Origin of the sequence: Sorangium sp. So ce302, assembly GCF_051530145.1 — a bacterium.
Lineage (GTDB): Bacteria > Myxococcota_A > Polyangia > Polyangiales > Polyangiaceae > Sorangium > Sorangium cellulosum_B.
The window spans coordinates 4,314,576-4,332,046 of sequence record NZ_CP150326.1 but is presented as its reverse complement, the minus strand read 5'-3'; the positions used below and the strand labels follow the sequence as shown (position 1 = coordinate 4,332,046).

Here is a 17,471-nt window from a genome sequence, read left to right as displayed (position 1 = left end):
CGACGGCGTAGTCTCCTTCGCGAATGCGCCCTGTCGGAACACCGCAGGCCCACGCGGCCCGGCGCCATGAGATCGCCTCTCCGCTGCGCCGGACTCCGCCCGGCGCCCATCCCTCGGACCACGTCGGCTAGCGCATGAGCTCCGCGCGCATCGAGTCCGCACGGCCGCTCGTCGCAGGCCGGTTCCACATCGAGCACGAGGTCGGGCGCGGCGGGATCGGCACCGTGCACCGCGCCTTCGACGTGCAGACAGAGCGGTACGTCGCGCTGAAGATCATCACGGCGGTCGGCGTCGACGCCGAGGGCCAGGCCCGGCTCTCCCGCGAGGGGCAGATCCTCTCCGAGCTCGATCACCCAGGGATCGTGAGGGTCGTTGCGTTCGGGACGCTCGAGGCGAGCGCGGTCGACGCGGAGGGGCGGCGGATCGAGGAGGGCGCGACCTTCATCGCGATGGAGTGGCTCGACGGCGAGGACCTGGCGGCGCGCCAGAAGCGCTCCCCGCTCTCGCTGCGCGAGGGGATCGAGGTCGGGCGGCAGGTCGCGAGCGCGCTCGCGGCCGCGCACGCCGCGGGCGTCGTCCACCGCGACATCAAGCCGTCCAACATCCTCCTCCTGCGCGGCTCGCCGGACGCCCCGCTCCGCACCAAGCTCGTGGACTTCGGCGTCGCGGCGTCGAAGGAGCTCGTGCTCACGACGGACGCGGGCGGCCTCGTCGGCACGCCGGCGTACATCTCGCCGGAGCAGGCGCGCGGCGACGCGACGGTGGACGCGCGCAGCGACCTCTACTCGCTCGGCGCGACGCTGTTCGAGCTGGTCGCCGGCCGGCCCCCGCACATGGGGCCGACCTCGATCGCGACCCTCGTCCGCCTGGCGACGACGCCCGCGCCACGCCTCTCGGAGTTCCTGCTCGACGTGGTCCCGGCGCTCGACGACCTGATCCACGCGCTCCTGCTCGCCGACCGGGAGCTCCGGCCGAGCTCGGCGCGCGAGGTGGCGGACAGGCTCGCGGCGCTCGCCGACGAGCCGTACCTGCCCACCCCGTCGCCGCTGCGCGTGAGCGACAACCCGCCGGGCGCGATGGGGACGCGCCTCGTGACCACGATCGTGGCGCTGCACGTGGCCACCGGCGAGGAGCGCCAGCGGGAGCTCGAGGCGCTGCGCCGCCGCGGGGCCGACGCGCTGCCGCTCGGCACGGACTCGATCGCCGCCCACCTCGGCGTGCGGCAGGCCCACGGCGACGAGGCGTCCCGCGCCCTCGAGCTCGGGCTCGCGCTCGGCGGCCGCGGCGGCCGCGTCGGCGTCGCCTCCGGCCGCATGCGCGTCGACAGGACGCGCGCGGCCGGCGAGGTCGTCGACCGCGCGGTCGCGCTCGCGCGCGAGGCGGGCCTCGGCAGGGTCCTCGCCGACGCCACCACGGTGGAGCTGTCCCGCGGGCGCTTCATGGGCGAGCCCCTGGAGAGCGGCGCCGTGCGGGTGCTCGCGCGCGCGCCGAAGCGGCCTGACGCGCAGACGCCGTTCGTGGGGCGGGACGCCGAGCTCATCACGACCGTCGCGGCGTTCGAGCGCTGCGTGGAGGACGGGACGCCGGTCGTGATGAGCATCTCGGGGCCGCCGGGGATCGGCAAGAGCCGGCTCGCGCGCGAGTTCGTCGCCCGCATCGTGGATCGACCGGATCCGCCGCGGCTCATCCAGCTGCGCTGCGAGTCGTTCGGCCGCGCGCAGGCGCTCGGCGTCGCCACGGACGCGCTGCGGGTCCTCATGGGCCTGCCGAAGGGCGCGTCGCTGGAGCAGGCCGAGGACGCGGTGCGCGCGCGGCGGCCGCTCCACGGCGACGGCGGGCTCCTCGCGCGCCTGCTGGCGAACCAGCCGTTCCCCGACGGCGTCGACCTGCGCGGCGCGCGCGACGCGCTCTACCTCTCGATGACCGACATCGCCGTCGACGCGGCGTCGAGCGAGCCGTGCGCGCTGCTCGTCGAGGACGCGCAGTGGGCCGACCCGGAGAGCGTCGCGTGGCTCGATCACCTCCTCGGGCGGGCGACCGGGAGGGCGCTGTTCATCCTGCTCATGGTGCGTCCCGCGTTCTGGCGCGACCAGGGCCAGCGCTTCGCCGGCCGCGACCACGTGCGCGTGGAGCTGCGCCCCATCGCGCGCCGGGCCACGCGCGAGATCGCGCGGGCGGTCTTCAGCGCAGCCGCGGCCACGCGGCCGTTCGAGGAGGCCACGCTCGACCGCGTCGCGCAGCAGGCGGCCGGCTCGCCGCTCTTCGCCGAGGAGCTCGCGCGGGTCATCGCTTCAGGCAAGGACGCCGCCACGGCGCCGACCATCGAGGCGGCCATCCAGGTGAGCCTCGACGCGCTCGACGAGCCCACCCGGGAGGCGGTGGTGCGCATGAGCGTCTTCGGCCTGTCGGTGTGGGACGTGGGCCTCGCCGAGGTCGGGGTGGCAGAGCCCGCGACGGCGCTGAAGAAGCTCATCGCCGCGGAGCTCCTCGTCGCGCAGCCCGCGTCGCGCTTCCCGGCCGCGCGCGAGTTCCTGTTCAAGCACGCGCTCGTCCGCGACGTCGCGTACGCCTCCGTGGGCGACGAGCTCCGCAAGAGGCTGCACGCCGCCGCGGCGCGCTGGCTCGATCGGCTCGGCGAGGACAGCGCGACGGTGGCGCAGCACTTCGACCTCGGCGGCGAGCACGAGGAGGCCGCGATCCGCTGGGAGGCCGCCGCGCGGCGCGCCCTGGCGACGAACTCGCTCCGCGACGCGGTCACCATGGCCGATCGCGCGCTCGTGTTCTCCCCCGACAAGCCGACGGCGTTCGCGCGCGCGGTCCTCCTCGAGGAGGCGTACTCGCGGCTCGACGCGCGCTCGCCCGAGCGCGACTCGGCGATCCGGGCGATGTGGGAGAACGTCTTCGACGAGGCGAGCGAGCTGCGCACGCTGACGGCCCGCGCGCGCTACGACCACGCGTGCGGCTCGGGGATCGACCTGGAGGAGCGGCTGACGGCGCTGCGCGACCGCGCCCGGTCGATCGATCTCGTCGAGGAGGAGGCGCAGTGCTCGGCGACGCTGGCGCAGGTCCACGCGTTCGCCGGGCAGCTGGCGATGGCCGAGCAGGAGGCCGCGCACCTGCTCGACCTCGCGGCGCGGCGGAACCTCGTCTGGGCGGCGGTCGACGCCTGGCAGACGCGCGCGGTCGCCCACCAGACCCGCGGCGAGCCGGCCGCCGCGCTGGGGGCGCGCCGGAACGCGGCGCGGGCCGCGCGCCGCGCCGGGCTGCAGGAGCGCGAGGCGATGCTGACGATGAACGTCGGCTTCGCGCTGACGACCATCGGCGCCCGGGAAGAGGCGCTCCAGGAGATCGAGGGGGGCATCGCCAGGGCGCAGGCGATCGGCAGCTCCGGGGCGGCGCGGCACGGGCAGATGATCCTGCTCTGCTGGGCGGCGACGTTCGGCCCCGAGCCCCGGCTCGACGCCGTGCTCGCGGAGCCGCGCGCGAGCGCGGACGAGGCCGCGGGGAGCATGTGGGTCGTGCGCGACCGCGTGACGCTCGGCATCCTGTTCTACCGGGGCTGCGAGCTCTTGCGCCTCGAGTCGTCGGGCCTGGCGCGGGCGCGCTCGCTGCTGAAGAAGGCCACCGACGCGTACCGCGTCACGGACAACCGCGACGTCCTGCCCGTGGCGCTCGGGTTCTGCGCCGAGGCGGAGCGCCGCTTCGGCGACGCCGAGCAGGCCCGCGAGATCGCGCGGGAGGCGGCGGCCCTGGTCGAGGCGGGCGCGCCGAGCCTGCTCAACGAGGCGCCGATCTACCTCGCGCTCCACGACGCCTGCGTGGATATGGGCGATCTGGAGGGCGCGCGGGCCGCGATGGAGCGCGCGATGCCCCCGCTCCTGCGCCGGCTGAAGGGCCTCGAGGGGACGCCCTACGCCAGCTCGTTCCTGCTCAACCTGCCGCAGAACTCGGCGCTGCTCGCGGCCGCCGAGGCCTACGGCTGCGTGCCGCCGGAGCTCGAGGTGATGCTGAGCGGCCGGCCGTAACGCCCCGCGCGGCGCTCCGACGCCCCCTCGCGCGGCCTCCGGCGGTTACGCCGAGCCCGCGGCGCTGCCGGTCACTTCCGAGGCGCGGTGCCGCCGCCTGCCTTGGGGGACGTCGACGGCACCGGGCGGAGGTTGATGGTCAGCACCTCGTCGCGCGTGAACACCACGAAGCGCGCCTCCGGGGTGTACCCGTCGGCGGCGACCCGGATGCGGTGCCCGGTGCCATCCCGGCTGAACCTCGCGAAGAACGGGTTGCTGGGGAGCTCCACGTCGTCGAGGTAGATCTTCGCGTCCAGCGGCGTGGCGATGATCCGGAGCTCGACGAGGTTGGCGACCGGGGGCGCGTAGGTCGGAGGAGAAGGGGTCGTGGCCTCGCCCCCCCTGGTCTCCGCAGGAACATCGCCCTCCGGCGGGGTCGTCGTGGGGCGGAGCGCGAGGACCGCCCACGCGCCGCCGATCAGCAGCACCGAGAGCACGGCGATCCCCGCGCTCCAGAGCGCCTTTCGCCGGGTCGACTTGGTGTTGGCGACCATGATCGTGGGGATCGTCTGGCGGTTCGAGATGCTGTCCTCGCGCGACGGGTCGTCGCCCAGCATCTGGTCCCCGACCGGCGCGGAGAACTGCTGCGACATCTGCGAGAGCGGCATGCGCTGAGACCACGGCACGGCGCCGCGCTCCTCGAGCACGGGCAGGATCTCGAACTCCTCCCCGCCCTCGGCCGCGCCGGCGTGGAGCCGCCCCAGCTGGTCGCTGATCGCGGACCTCACCTCGGCGCGGCGGTGCGCGAAGGTCTCACCGATGAGGCGACCGATCTCGGCCGAGGAGGGGCGGCGGCCCATCGTCGCCAGGTACGCCTCGACGTCGTCACGCATCTGGGCCGCCGTCGCGTACCGCTCCTCGGGCGCCATCGCGAGCGCGCGCGAGCAGATCCGCTCGAGGGCGTCAGGCGCCGCGGGCCACCGCTCGCGCAGCTTCGGGATCTCGCCGAACGTGAGCCGCTGGAGGATCTGCACGTCGGAGAGATCCCCCCAGAAGCGCTCGCCCACGACGAGCTCCCAGAAGATGAGGCCCATCGAGAAGATGTCCGCGCGGCGATCGACCATCGTCGCGAGGGCCTGCTCCGGCGCCATGTACCGGATCTTCCCCTTCACGACGCCGGTGCTGGTGTCCGCGTCCCGCGTCGCCCACTTCGCGATGCCGAAGTCGACGACCTTCGCCTGCCCGTCGTAGGTGACGAAGATGTTGTGCGGGCTGATGTCGCGGTGGACCACATGGAGCGGCTGACCGTTGAAATCCATGAGGTCGTGCGCGTAGTGGAGCCCGGCGAGCGCGTCGGCGAGGATCGCCAGGTAGACCGCGCGGTGACGCGACGGGTCGATCTTCCTGCAGATCCGATCGAGCGAGTGCCCTTCCAGGTACTCCATCACGATGTAGTACTGTTCGTCGATCTGGCCGCACTCGTACGTCTGCACGACGTTCGGGTGGTTCAGCCGCGCGGCGAGCCTCGCCTCGTCGAGGAACATCGCGTTGACCTCGGGCTCGGTCGCGATCCCCGGCTTGAGCCGCTTGATCACGACCAGCTTCTCGAACCCGAGCGGGCCGCGATGCGCAGCGAGGAAGACCTCGGCCATCCCTCCCTGCCCAAGCTTTGCGATCAGCCTGTATCTCCCGAAGCCTCTCGCGGACTGCACGGGGAGCCGGACGATCATCGATGACGAGGTCACAGCACCTGATCGTTCGTAAGGATTGCTGACTCGTCAAGCAGACTCATGGAGATGTGCATCCCTCCGGCACAGCGGAGCCCCGGGGCGAGGAGCGCGCGCGCGCTCCCCTGAATGCCCCGGGTGCTCCGGTTATTGGGGTGAATTCCGCTACTTAGGCCCTGCTGCCGCGCGGGATCACCCCTCGCCGATGGCGATCCCGAGCGCCTGACGCAGCGCGAAATACTGATCGCTCGTCGAGAAGACGATCAGCTCCTTGAGCCTGTCCTGGGGCGGGAGATCCCCGGGCTGCTGCGGCTCGGCGGCGATGATCTTCTTCGCGATCTCGAGATCGCCCGAGAGGAGCAGGCCGGTGCGCGCCGCGGTGATGTCGACGCACTGGACCCACCGCTTGATGTTGGCCTTCGCGCCCTCCGCAAGGAACTTCTTGACCACCATGCGGAGCCCCTCGAGCTGCATCGGCTGCATGAACCCGCGGAGCGTCTGCGCGGTCGCCGTGATCTGCTTCTCGATGTCCGGCGGGACCGACGTGTCGGGCGCGACGAGCTTGATCCCGGCGAAGAGGAGCACCGTCAGCTCGGTGACCGTCGGGAACAGCGTCTTGATGTAGTGCTCGCCGCGGTACATCGCGAGGTGCTTGCCGACGATGAACGTGAGCTCCTGCGGCGAGAACCCGGTCAGCACGGTCTGACCCGCGACGGACGCCGGCTGCTCGTTCGCCACCGCGACGAGCGCGCCGGGCACGTCGCTCCGCACGTAGAGCCGCGGCGCCGGCAGGCCGAGGACGTTGGCCGCCCACCCGAAGGTCCGGGCGAACGTCACCGTCGAGGTCGCCGGATCCTGCAGGAAGCGCTGATCGAGGACCGGCAGCTCACGGCGCTGCTTGAGCGTCTCGATCTTCGCCCTGAGCGCGGCCCCCGCGATCATCTCGAAGATCTTGCCGACGTAGAGGTTCTCCTCCTCGTGGAACAGGTTCCTGATCCACTGCTCGTTGTCGAGCCGGCTCTTCGCCTGGATGAGCCCCTGCGGGCGGTAGTCCTCGAAGTACTGCTGCTCGTCGGGATCGGCCTTGCGGAGGAACGACAGCGCCGCCGCGACGCACCAGGCCTGGTCGTAGCGCTTGCTGTCCACGTACAGGCGGTAGAGCCGCTTGTACGGGTCGATCTTCATCGGATCGATCTTGACCATCGCCTGGAACTCGCCGGTCGCCAGATCGAACTGCTCCGACTGCTCGTAGAGCTCCGCGAGGATCAGGTGCTCCGTCGCGTCCTCGGGCTTGAGCCGCGACGCCATGCGGAACGTCTCGAGGGCGGCCGTCCTGTCGCCGAGCCGATCGCGGTAGATGAGCCCGAGCGCGTGCCAGAGGCTGTACTCGAGGTCCGTGTTCCCCTTGCCGGCGACCCTGTGCAGCATCTTGCGGTACGCCCGCTCGAGCTGCTTCCACTCCTTCTGCGCCGTGAGGATCTTGTTGATGCGCTCGAAGGCCTCGAGGGAGTGCGGGTTCAGGTCCAGCGTGTCGTTGAACAGCTCCACCGCGCGCGCCGGGTCGTCCAGCTTGTCGCGGTAGATCTGCGCCATCGTGTAGAGGTAACGGCTCTTCCGATCCGGCTGCGGCTCCAGCTCCGCGATGCGCTGGAGGCAGTCCACCATCCGCTCCCACTGCCCCGTGCGCTGGTAGAGCTGGAGCAGCTTGTGGAGCAGCACGTGGTTCTGCGGCTCCAGGTCGAGCGCCTCCTCCAGGGCCTCCACGCCCTTCGGGATGTTGTTCTCCTTGTCGACCCAGATGTCGCCGATGTCGTTCAACATCTTGAACCGCTCGGGGCCGTCCATGATGTTGTCGAGGATCAGCCGCTTGTAGTGGCAGACCTGCTTCCAGTCCTTGAGCGCGTCGTAGACGGCGACCATCGCCTCGAGCGTCGGCCGGTGCGCGGGATCGGCCCCGAGCGCCTTCTCGAAGTTGTTGACCGCCTGCTTCGACTGCCCCTGCGCCTGCTTGATGCAGCCGAGCTTGTAGTAGACGGTCGCGCGCTCCTCGGTCTCGGCCTCGTCGAGGCTGGTGAGCACCTTCTGGTAGTTCGTCAGCGCGCTCGCCCAATCGCCGAGCTTGAAGCTGACGTCCGCCAGGCCCCGGATCGTCTCCTGGTCGGTCAGATCGAGGTTGTGCGCGGCCGTGTACGCCTTGAGCGAGGCGTCGTCCTTGCCGAGCCGATCGAGGACCCGCCCGAAGGTCCGCTGCAGCCGGTGCTGCTCTGACCTATCGCGCTTGCCGCTCTTCCTGACGAGCATCTCCGCGAGCGGCTCGGCCTGGGCCCACCGCTCCGTGGAGACGTACTCGTTGAGGAGCGGCATCGCGGCGTCCTCGTTGTCGGGATCGCTCTGGAGCGCCATCTCGTACGCCTGCACCGCGAGCGCGTGCTCGCCGAGCATGTCGTCCCGGAGCTTGCCGAGCTCGACGAGCAGCCGCGCCTTGGCGCGGGGCGCGTCGGTGTTCATCTGCTCCTGATCGAGGTAACGCGCCGCCCGATCCCAGTCGGCCGCGTCGATCGCGATCACCCGCAGCGCCGCCAGCGTCGGCACGTGCGACGGATCGAGATCGAGCGCCATCTCGAAGCGCTCCTGGGCCTGGACCCGCTCGCCGAGCTTCTCGTCGAGCTGCCGGCCGATCCGGAAGTACATCTCGACGCGCTGCTTGCCGTCGGCCGTCAGGTCGGCGACGCGCGTCATGTACTCGATGGCCTTCGCCGAGTTGTCCTGCTTCTCGTAGAGCTTCGCCAGCGCCTCCAGGGCCGGGATGTGCGTGTCCTGGATGTCGACGATGTTCAGGTACGCGTCGATGGCGCGGTCGAGGTCCTCGATCTCCTCTGCGTAGACCTTGGCCGTGTGGGACCAGAGCTCGATCTTCTTCTGCCGATCCTCCGCCGCGGTGATGTGGCGATCGTAGGTGTTGATGAGATCGTGCCACTGGCGGAGCCGGCGATAGCAGCGCTCCAGGGCCTCGAGCGCGGGCTCGTGGCTCGGGTCGATCTCGACCACCTGCTCGAGGCGCGCGGCCGACAGATCGGGCTTCAGGAACTGCGCCTCCTGGAGGGTCGCGATCTTCATCAGCACGTCGATGCGCTCGCGCTCCGTGGTGACCACGTCGAGCTGCATCTCGAGGACGCGCACGAGATCGGGCCACTGGTGCGTCGCCGTGTAGACGCGCTCGAGCCCCCGCATCGCGAGGAGGTTCGAGGCGTCGATGTCCAGCACCTCGCGGTAGACCGCGCCGGCCTTCTCGATCAGGCCGAGCTTGGACTCGTAGAGGCCGGCCGTGCGCAGCTTCACGGCCGCGACGACGTCGGACTCGTTCACGGCCCGCGCCTTGCGGAGCAGGACGTCGACGAGATCGTTCGACTGATCGCGATCCGTGTAGATCCGCTCCAGCGCCTCGAGGGCCGGCAGGTGCAGCGGATCCACGTCGAGGGCGCGCCGGTAGAAGCTGAGCCCCTGCTCGACCTCGCCCATGTGCTTCTCGAGGACCTCGCCGAGCTCGGTCAGGACCTCCTTCCGATCGACGTCGGTGACCGCGACGTTGAGGGCGCTCGTCAGCATCTGCCCCTGCTGCTGCCACTGGCCGGTCTTCTTGAAGAAGTTCGCCATCTGGCGCAGCACGGCGACGTTGTTCGGGTCGTGCGCGAGGATCTGCTGGTAGTACGGCTGGGCGTACTCGGGGTGACCGAGGTCCTCCGCGTACCACTTGGCGAGGCGCAGGCAGAGCGTGATCTTCTGGAGCGGTGCCGTCTGCTGCTGCAGCCACCCGTTCACCGTCTGCACGAGCTCGGGCCAGCGGTTCGTCGCCTGCGCCATGCGCTCGAGGTAGCGGACCGTGTCCATGTCGGAGAAGTCCATCTCGAACGCCGTGAGCAGCGCGTCGAAGGCCTGCGGCTTGTCCTCGAGCTGCTCCTCGAAGACCCGGGCCACCTTGCGGAGGATGTCGGTCTTGTCGGAGACCTCCTCGCGCGACTCGAGCCGCGCGAGGTAGAGCTCGATGAGCGGCTCGCTCCGTCGGGCCGCGTCGTGGAGCTCCTCGAGCGCCGCGAAGGCCTGGTCGTGCGTCGGCTCGAGCTCCAGGACCTTCTCGTACGCGAGCGTGCCCCGGTCCTTCTCCTCGACCTGGTGCTCCCAGATCTGCGCCACCTCGAGGTACTCGCGCACCTTGTCCGCCGGCGACTCGTAGGCCGCCGCCCGGCCCATCTTCACGTCGATGACCTCGACCCAGCGCCCCTCGGCCCGGAGCAGGTTCTCCAGGGCGGCCATCGCCTCGAAGTCCTTCGGGTCGACCTCGAGCAGCTTCCTCCAGGCGTCGATGGCGTCGTACGCCTGCCCGAGGACGTGCTGGTAGGTCGTCCCGAGCTCGCGGTACAGCGCGATCACGTTCTCGGCCGGCAGCACGTCCCGCGCCCGATCCACCGTCTGGTGGAGAGAGCTCACGATCTGCTCGGGCTCGTTGCGCAGCCGCCAGATCGCCGCGATGGCGTAGAGCGCCTCGAGGTTGGCGTAGTCGATGTCGAGGACGCGCTGGTAGTCGTCGAGCGACGAGTCGTCGCGGCCGAGCTGCTCGTGGAACAGCTTGGCGCGGCGGAGCAGCACCGCGACGCGCGACTCGTCATCGATCGCGATGTCGTAATGCCGCTCGAGGACGTCGCAGAGCTCGGACCACTGCCCCACGCGCTCATAGAGGTTGGACAGCGCCCCGAGCGCCTCCGGATCCTCGCCCCGGAGGTCGAGGACGCGCTTCCAGGTCTCGACCGCGCCCTGGACGTCGTTCAGCCGATCGGCGAGCAGGTGCGCCATCTTGGCGCGGATGTCGGCCTCCTGGCTGTCGCCCATCGCGTTCTCGAGCTCTCGCTCCAGCACGACCTTGAGCTGGGTCCAGGCCCCCTTGGCCGTGTAGATGCGCTCGAGGGCGCTGATCGCCTGCTCGTTCGTCGTCTCGAGCTCGTCGAAGATGCGCCGGAACGCGCGGATGGCGTCGTCGAGCTGACCGAGCCGCTCCTCGTACGTCTGCCCGAGCCGGAGGTACAGGTCGACGAGCTCCGGGCGATCCTCGGTCGCGCGCACCCGCTGCTCGAGCACGCTCGCGAGCTCCGGGTACTGCTCGAGCTGCGTGTAGATCCGATCGAGGTTCGAGAGCGCCTCGGCCTCGAGCGGCTCGATGCCGAGCACGTACCGGTACGTCTCCTCGGCCTTGGCGACGTCGCTGAGGTCGGTCTCGAAGACCCGCGCGAGCCGCTTGCCGATGCCGGTCTGGACGTCCTTGTCGCTGTGGATGCCCAGCACGTCGGCGTACGCGTTGGCGAGCATCTCCCAGCCGCCGTCGACCGAGCCGGCGAGCCGCTCGACCTCCTCGAGCGTCTTCTCGTCGCCCGGGTACTCCTTCAACGCCCGCATGAAGACGGCGAGGGCCCCGTCCGGCGAGATGAGGCGCTCCTCCTGGAGCTCCCCGAGCCGGTAGTACATCGCCTGCCGCTCCTGCGCCTCGGTGAGGTGGGTGAGCTCCGCCTCGAGCACCCCGCCGAGCTTCTCCCACTCCGCCGCCGCCTGGTAGAGCGGCTCCAGGATGGCGCCGATCTCGATCTGCTTGATCCCGGCCGCGAAGAGCCCCTCGAGGGCCTCGAGCGTGGGCGAGTGCTCGGGCGCCGCCGTGAGCACCTCGCGGTACGCCCCGATGGCCGCGGGCAGGTCGTTGAGACGCGTTTGATAGACCACGCCGAGCCGGTACTTGAACTCGAGGATCTCGTCCGGCGACTGCGCGATCTCCGACTCGCGCGACAGGATGGTGACGAGATCGCCCCACCGCTCGGTCGCGGTGAACAGGCGATCGAGCGACGCGATCGCGGTCTGGTTCTCCGGCTCGACCTCGAGCACGCGCCTGTAGCGCGCGACGGCGCTGTCGATGTCGTCGAGCTGCGTCTCGAAGATCTGCGCGAGCCGAAGCCCGAGCTCCACGAAGCGCGCCGGCTCCTCGCCGAGCCGGCCGAGCTCGGTGTCGTACAGCGCGGCCACCTGCGGCCAGCGGTTCACCATCATCGCGAGCCGCTCCAGGTTCGAGAGCGACTCCTCGTTGCCGATATCGCACGTCACCGCCCGCGCGTACGTCTCGAACGCGGTGACGTGGTCGCTCAGCATCTCCTCCGAGAGGCGCGCGATGCGGTGGAGCAGATCGACCCTCTCGTACGGGTCCTCGGCCACCTTGACCCGGACCTCGAGCACGCTGATCAGCTTCTGCCACTCGCCGGACGCGTCGTAGATCGGCTCGAGCACCAGCGCGGCGCCGAGCGGCTCGCGGCTGCCGTCCTTGATCTGCTCGAGCGCCCGCAGCGTCGGCTCGTGATCGGGCATCTGCTGCAAGAGATCGCGGTAGAGCTCGATCGCCCGGGACACGTCGTCGAGGTGCTTCTCGTAGAGCTCCGCGATCCGGTACTGGTAGCTGATGCCCTCCGCCGGATCCGCGGTGATCTCCGCCTCGTGCTGGAGCACGCTGAGCAGCTCGAGCCAGTTCTGCGACGTCTGGTAGAGCACGTCGAGCCGCCCGAGCGCCTGGAGATCGTCCGGATCGATCTCGAGCACGCGCTGGTACGTGTCGATCGCGCTCGCGACGTTGCCGAGCTCGCGCTCGTACACCGCGCCGATCTGGTAGTAGATGCGCTTCTTCTCGTTCGAATCGAGGACGAGATCGGCCTTCTTCGCGTAGACCGAGAGGAGCTCCTGCCAGCGTGAGAGGCTGAGGTAGAGCTTCGTCAGCGCGTCGATCGCCCGCAGATCCTCGGCGTCGAGCTCGAGCACCTTGCCATAGACGGCGATGGCCTGATCGTGCCGCTCGAGCACCTCCTCCTCGAGGCTCGCGGCCTGGAAGAGGGCGAGCTTCTTCTCGCTCAGGTCGTCGAGGATGTCCGCCTTCTGCTGGAGGATCTGCGACAGCTCGTTGTACCGCTCCGAGGTCCTGAACAGCCGCTCGAGCGACTCGGCGGCGTGCAGGTTGCGCGGATCGATCTCGAGCACGCGCCGGTAGTGCCCGACGGCGCTGTCCATGTCGCCGAGGTCTCCCTCGTAGATCCGAGCGCTCATCGTGTAGAGCGAGCTCGCGAGCTCCGCGTCGGTCTGCTGCGCCGCCAGCGTCTCGAACACGCGCGCCAGGTCGGCGAAGCGGCCGGTCGCGCGCGCGAGCCGGTCGAGCCCCTCCTGCGTCGACTCCGAGGCCGGATCCTGGCTCAGCGCCCGCGCGTAGGTGTCGAAGGCCGAGCTGAGGTCGCTGCCCGCGTCCTCGTAGAGCACGGCGATCTGGTGGAGCAGCTCGACGCGACGGGTCACGTCGTCGCTGCGCCGCACCTGCACCTCGTGCACCCCGATGAGCTTCTGGAAGTCGCCCGACTGGCGGTACAGCGGCTCGAGGATCTCCGCGATCGCGAGCTCGTGCTCGGCGACCTTCCCGAGGCGCTCGAGCGCCCCGAGCGCCTCGACGTTGGTCGGCTCGCGCTCGAGCACCTGCCGGTAGATGTCGATCGCCGAGTCGACGAGCCGCATCCGCGACTCCCGCAGCGCGGCGAGCCGGAGCATCAGCCGGATCTGCGCCTCCTCCTCGACCGCGATGCCGAGCTGCGCCTCGAGGTTGTCCGCCAGCTCTTCCCACATGCCCTGGCGGCTGAAGAGCCCGTCGAGCGCCGCAAGCGCCACCAGGCTCGTGTTGTCGATGGAGAGGACCTCGCGGTACGCGGCGATCGCCTCCTCCGGCTGCCCGAGCCGCTGCTCGTAGACCTCGGCCATCTGCGCATAGAGGCCCTCGCGCTCGGACGGCTCGTGCACGAGCTCGATGCGGCGCCGGTAGACGCCGATGAGATCGCCCCAGCGCTCGGTGCGCCGGTAGAGCTCGTCCATCGCCTCCAGCGCCTCCGAGTCGGCGGGATCGATCGAGAGCACGCGGAGGTAGCCGTTCGCCGCCTCCTCGACCTTGCCGAGCCGCTCGTGGATGCTCCCGAGGCGCATCCAGTATTCGCGGCTCAGCCGCGCGTCGCTCAGCGAATCGGCGATCTCGCTGAAGATGACGTCGAGCCTGTCCCAGGCGCCCGCCTGCGCGGCGAGCGACTCGAGCTCCGCCCGCGTCTCGGCGTGCGACGGGTCGTCCTTGAGCGCCCGCGACTGCGCGTCGAACGCGCGGCCCAGGTCGCTCAGGCTCTCGGCCGCCGTCCGCGCCACCTTCCGGAGCAGCGCGACGCGGGTCGCCGTGTCGCCCTCGGCCGCGGCGAGGATCTCCAGCGCCTGGATCAGCTTCTCCCAGTCGCCGCGCCCCTCGTAGATCTCCTGCAGGATGGCCGCCGCCTCGGCCCGCAGCGACTCGTTCGAGAGCAGCGCCTCGAGCGCGAGGCGCGCCGCGTCGTTGCCCGGATCGAGGATCAGGATTTCCTTGTAGTTCTCGAGCGCTCCGGCCGCATCGTTCAGGTGCTTCTCGAGGGTGCTCCCGAGCCGGAACTTGAGGTCGATGAGCGCCTGCTCGTCGAGCGGAGAGTCGATCCGCTTGCGGAGCACGTCGACGTAGGACTCCCAGTCCTGCTGCTCGCGGTAGAGCTTGTCGAGCGCCGCGAGCGCCTGCGGGTCCATCGGCTCGTCGTCGAGCACCTGGCGGTACGTCCCGATCGCCTGCGCCGCGTCGCGCAGCTCCCCTTCGTAGAGCTCCGCGATCGCGTAGAGGATCTGCTTGCGCTCCTCCGGCTCGGTGACGATGCCGAGCTTCTTCTCGTAGATGCCGAGCAGCTCGCCGAACCGGCCCGTCTCGCGGTAGAGCCGCTCCAGCGCGCCGATCGCGGCCTGGTTCTCGCCGTCCGCCTCGTACACGGCCCGGAACTGCGAGAGCGCCTCGTCGATGCGCTTCACCTCGTCGAGCAACACCCGCCCGAGCCGGAGCCGGAGATCGACCCCGAGCGCGATGTCCCCCTCGCCCTCGGCGCGCGAGATCGCCGACGAGTAGGCCTGGATCAGGGCGTCCCACCCCTCCGTCGAGCGCGCGGCGCGCTCGACGTCATCGATGCACTGCTCGTCCTGCGGGGCGATCTGGAAGGCCGAGAGGTAACGCTCGAACGCCCGCTGCGGCTCCTTGAGGCGCGTCTCGTAGAGCGCCGCGACCTGCCGGTAGAGGTCGAGCCGGGAGACGTCGTCCTGGTCGTGCGAGAGCTTCACCTCGATGGCGCCGGCGAGCCCCTTCGGGTTGTTCGCCTGCGTGTAGATCGGGATGAGCGCCTCGGCCGCGGCGAGGTGCGAGCCGTCGATCGAGAGCACCTTCTCGTAGGCGCGCGCGGCGCGATCCGCCTTCTGCTTCTGGACCATCCAGAGCTCGGCGATCTTGACCAGCAGGCTGATCTTGGCCGCGTCGTCGGTCTCCTTGGCCTCCTGCGACTCGAGGACCCGGATGAACTCGTCCCACTTGCCGCTCTCGGCGTAGAACACCTCGAGGTCGTCCCAGCGCTGCAGCTGGAGGTACGCCTTCTTGAGCGCCTCCTGGGCCTTGCGGTCCTGGGGGTTCAGCGCGATCACCTCTTGCCAGGCCTTGACGGCCGCCTCGTCGTCCTTGAGGCGCTCGCCGTAGAGCTGCGCGAGCTTGCTGAGGAGCGCGAGCTTCTGGGTGCTGTCGAAGGTCGTGTCGACCTGCTTCTGCAGCACCCTCGCGAAGGCCTGGTAGTCCTTGTTCTTCTCGTAGAGCCCGGCCAGCGCGTTCAGCGCCTCGGGGTTCTCCGGGTCGTTCGCGAGGACCTCGTCCCAGAGCTCGATGCAGAAGTCGACCTTCTTCACCCGCTCCGACGCGAGCTTCGCGATCTCGAGGTACTTCGCGGCGCGATCGCCGCCCTCCGGGAGCGCCGCGGCCTCGCGGCGGAGCAGCCCGATGAGCTTCTCCCAGTCGCGCCGCTTCTCGTAGCTCTGGCGGAGGAAGTCGATCGCCTGCGCGTGCTCGCCGTCGATCGCGAGGATCGACTCGTAGCACTTCACCGCCTCGGCCGCGTTCGAGAACTTGCCCGAGTAGAGCTCCGCCGCCTTCGCGTAGTTGTCGATCTTCTCGGCAGGATCCGAGACCGCCTCAGCGATCTCGATCAGCGTCTTGACGTACTCGTTGTACCGCTTGGCCTGCTCCTGCTTCTGGGCCTTGGCCTTGAGCTCCTCGACGCGGCCCGCGACCTCCGCGCCGGGAGGCGGCGGCGCTGTCGGCCGCCGGCCGACCTCCGAATCCGCAGGCCTGCTCTCGGCGGGAGCCCGCGCAGGAGGCGGCGGCTCGATGTCGGCCACCGAGGACCTCGCGTCGCGCTCGTCCACCGACGAGGCGTCCACAGGAGCGCTCGCGGGCGCGCTCGCCCTGCCGCTCACCGGGGCCGGCGCGCTCACCGGGGCCGGCGTGCTGAGCGGGGCCGGCACGCTGAGCGGGGCCGGCGCGCTGACGGGCGCAGGCGCGCTCGTGGGAAGCGGCGTGGCGTCCGCAGGCGCGACGGCCACGGGCGCAGGCGCGGCCGGCGCGACGACAACAGGCGCGGGCGCGACGACAACGGGCACGGGCGCGGCAGCAGCCGGTGGAGGCGCGGACGGCGCGACAGGAGCGGCCGTGAGGCGCTCGCCGATCTGCGCTTCGAACGCGCTCACGCTCGGGTGCGTCGGGGCGACCGCCGAGAGCCTCTCGAACCAGCTCCTGGCCCGGATGAGGTTGCCGAGCTGGCGCCAGGCGATGCCGCCCGCCTGCGCGATCATGTACGGGGAGCTGCCGTTCTGGTTGGCAGCGCTCTCCGCCAGCGACGCGACGCGCTCCCAGTTGCCCTCCTTCGTCCCCCAGAGCTCGCGCAGGTAGGCGAACGCAGCCTCGTTCGAGGGGTCGAACCGGAGCGATTCCTCGAGGAGCTTCGATCCGATCTCGACGTTCTGGTGCCGCGTGGCCCAGCGGACGCCGAACTTGAACGCCGCCTCTCCGCGCGCCACGCCGGCGCGCGCGTCGAGGATGCGTCGCTGCGTCTCCACGATCGCCTGCGGCCGCTCCGCCTCGACGAGGAGCCCCTCGAACATCGTCGCGGCCTGCTTGTCGGAAGGCGCCGTCTCGTACGCTCTCCGGAGCAGGTCCTCGAGCTGACCGCGATCGAAGCGCTTCGCGAGGCGCGCCGCGCGGAGCAGCAGCCGCTTGCGCTCGTCGGTGCTCGCGGCCGCGTCGGCCGCATCCACCAGCTCCGCCATGCGCGCCGACCACGACGACTGATCGACCTGCATGTCGAAGAGGCAAGCCCGCGCCTCCTCGCTCGTCCCGCCGGACGCAGCGAGGCCTTTCGCGTACATCTCCGTCGCGCGCTCGAAATCGCCCGCGTCGCAGAGCACGTCGCCGAGCTCCACGCGAAGCTCGGCGGCCGCGGTACCCTCGGGGGCGTTCCTCAGCTCGAGCTCCAGGAGCTTCTGGACCATGTTGGTCTTGCCGAGGTCCCAGTAGATGGAACGAGCCGACTCCAGCGCCTCTAACAGCGCTGGATTCAGCTTGTAGGCGTCCTGGAAGTGCTTCAGCGCCTTGACGGCCTGAAGGAACTTCTCCTCGAGCAGCCGCCCGAGCTTCAGGTGATATGCCGCCTTCCGGGTCGCGTCCCCTTCGGCCGCAATCCCCTTCTCGAGCTCCTCGACGAGCCCTTGCCAGTCATGAACCGACTCGAGATGATTGAGACGCTGCGCAAGATCCATT

At 70.5% G+C, this 17,471-nt stretch carries 3 protein-coding genes; 1 reads left to right on the top strand and 2 read right to left on the bottom strand.

Going from position 1 to position 17,471, the window contains the following annotated elements; translation table 11 throughout:
- Positions 1–134 precede the first annotated feature (134 nt).
- Positions 135–4,025, top strand: coding sequence for a serine/threonine-protein kinase (locus WME73_RS16500; protein ID WP_437746401.1), 3,891 nt, complete (start codon positions 135–137; stop codon positions 4,023–4,025).
- 71 nt (positions 4,026–4,096) lie between these two features.
- Here WME73_RS16500 and WME73_RS16495 read toward each other — a convergent pair whose 3' ends face one another.
- Positions 4,097–5,734 carry a protein kinase domain-containing protein gene (locus tag WME73_RS16495; RefSeq protein ID WP_437917400.1) on the bottom strand — a complete coding sequence of 546 codons (1,638 nt, stop codon included), beginning with the start codon at positions 5,732–5,734 and terminating at the stop codon, positions 4,097–4,099.
- A gap of 189 nt (positions 5,735–5,923) precedes the next feature.
- Entirely contained in the window at positions 5,924–17,470 is an 11,547-nt protein-coding gene (locus tag WME73_RS16490; RefSeq protein WP_437746400.1) for a tetratricopeptide repeat protein, read from the bottom strand.
- Between the last annotated feature and the right edge of the window lies 1 nt (position 17,471).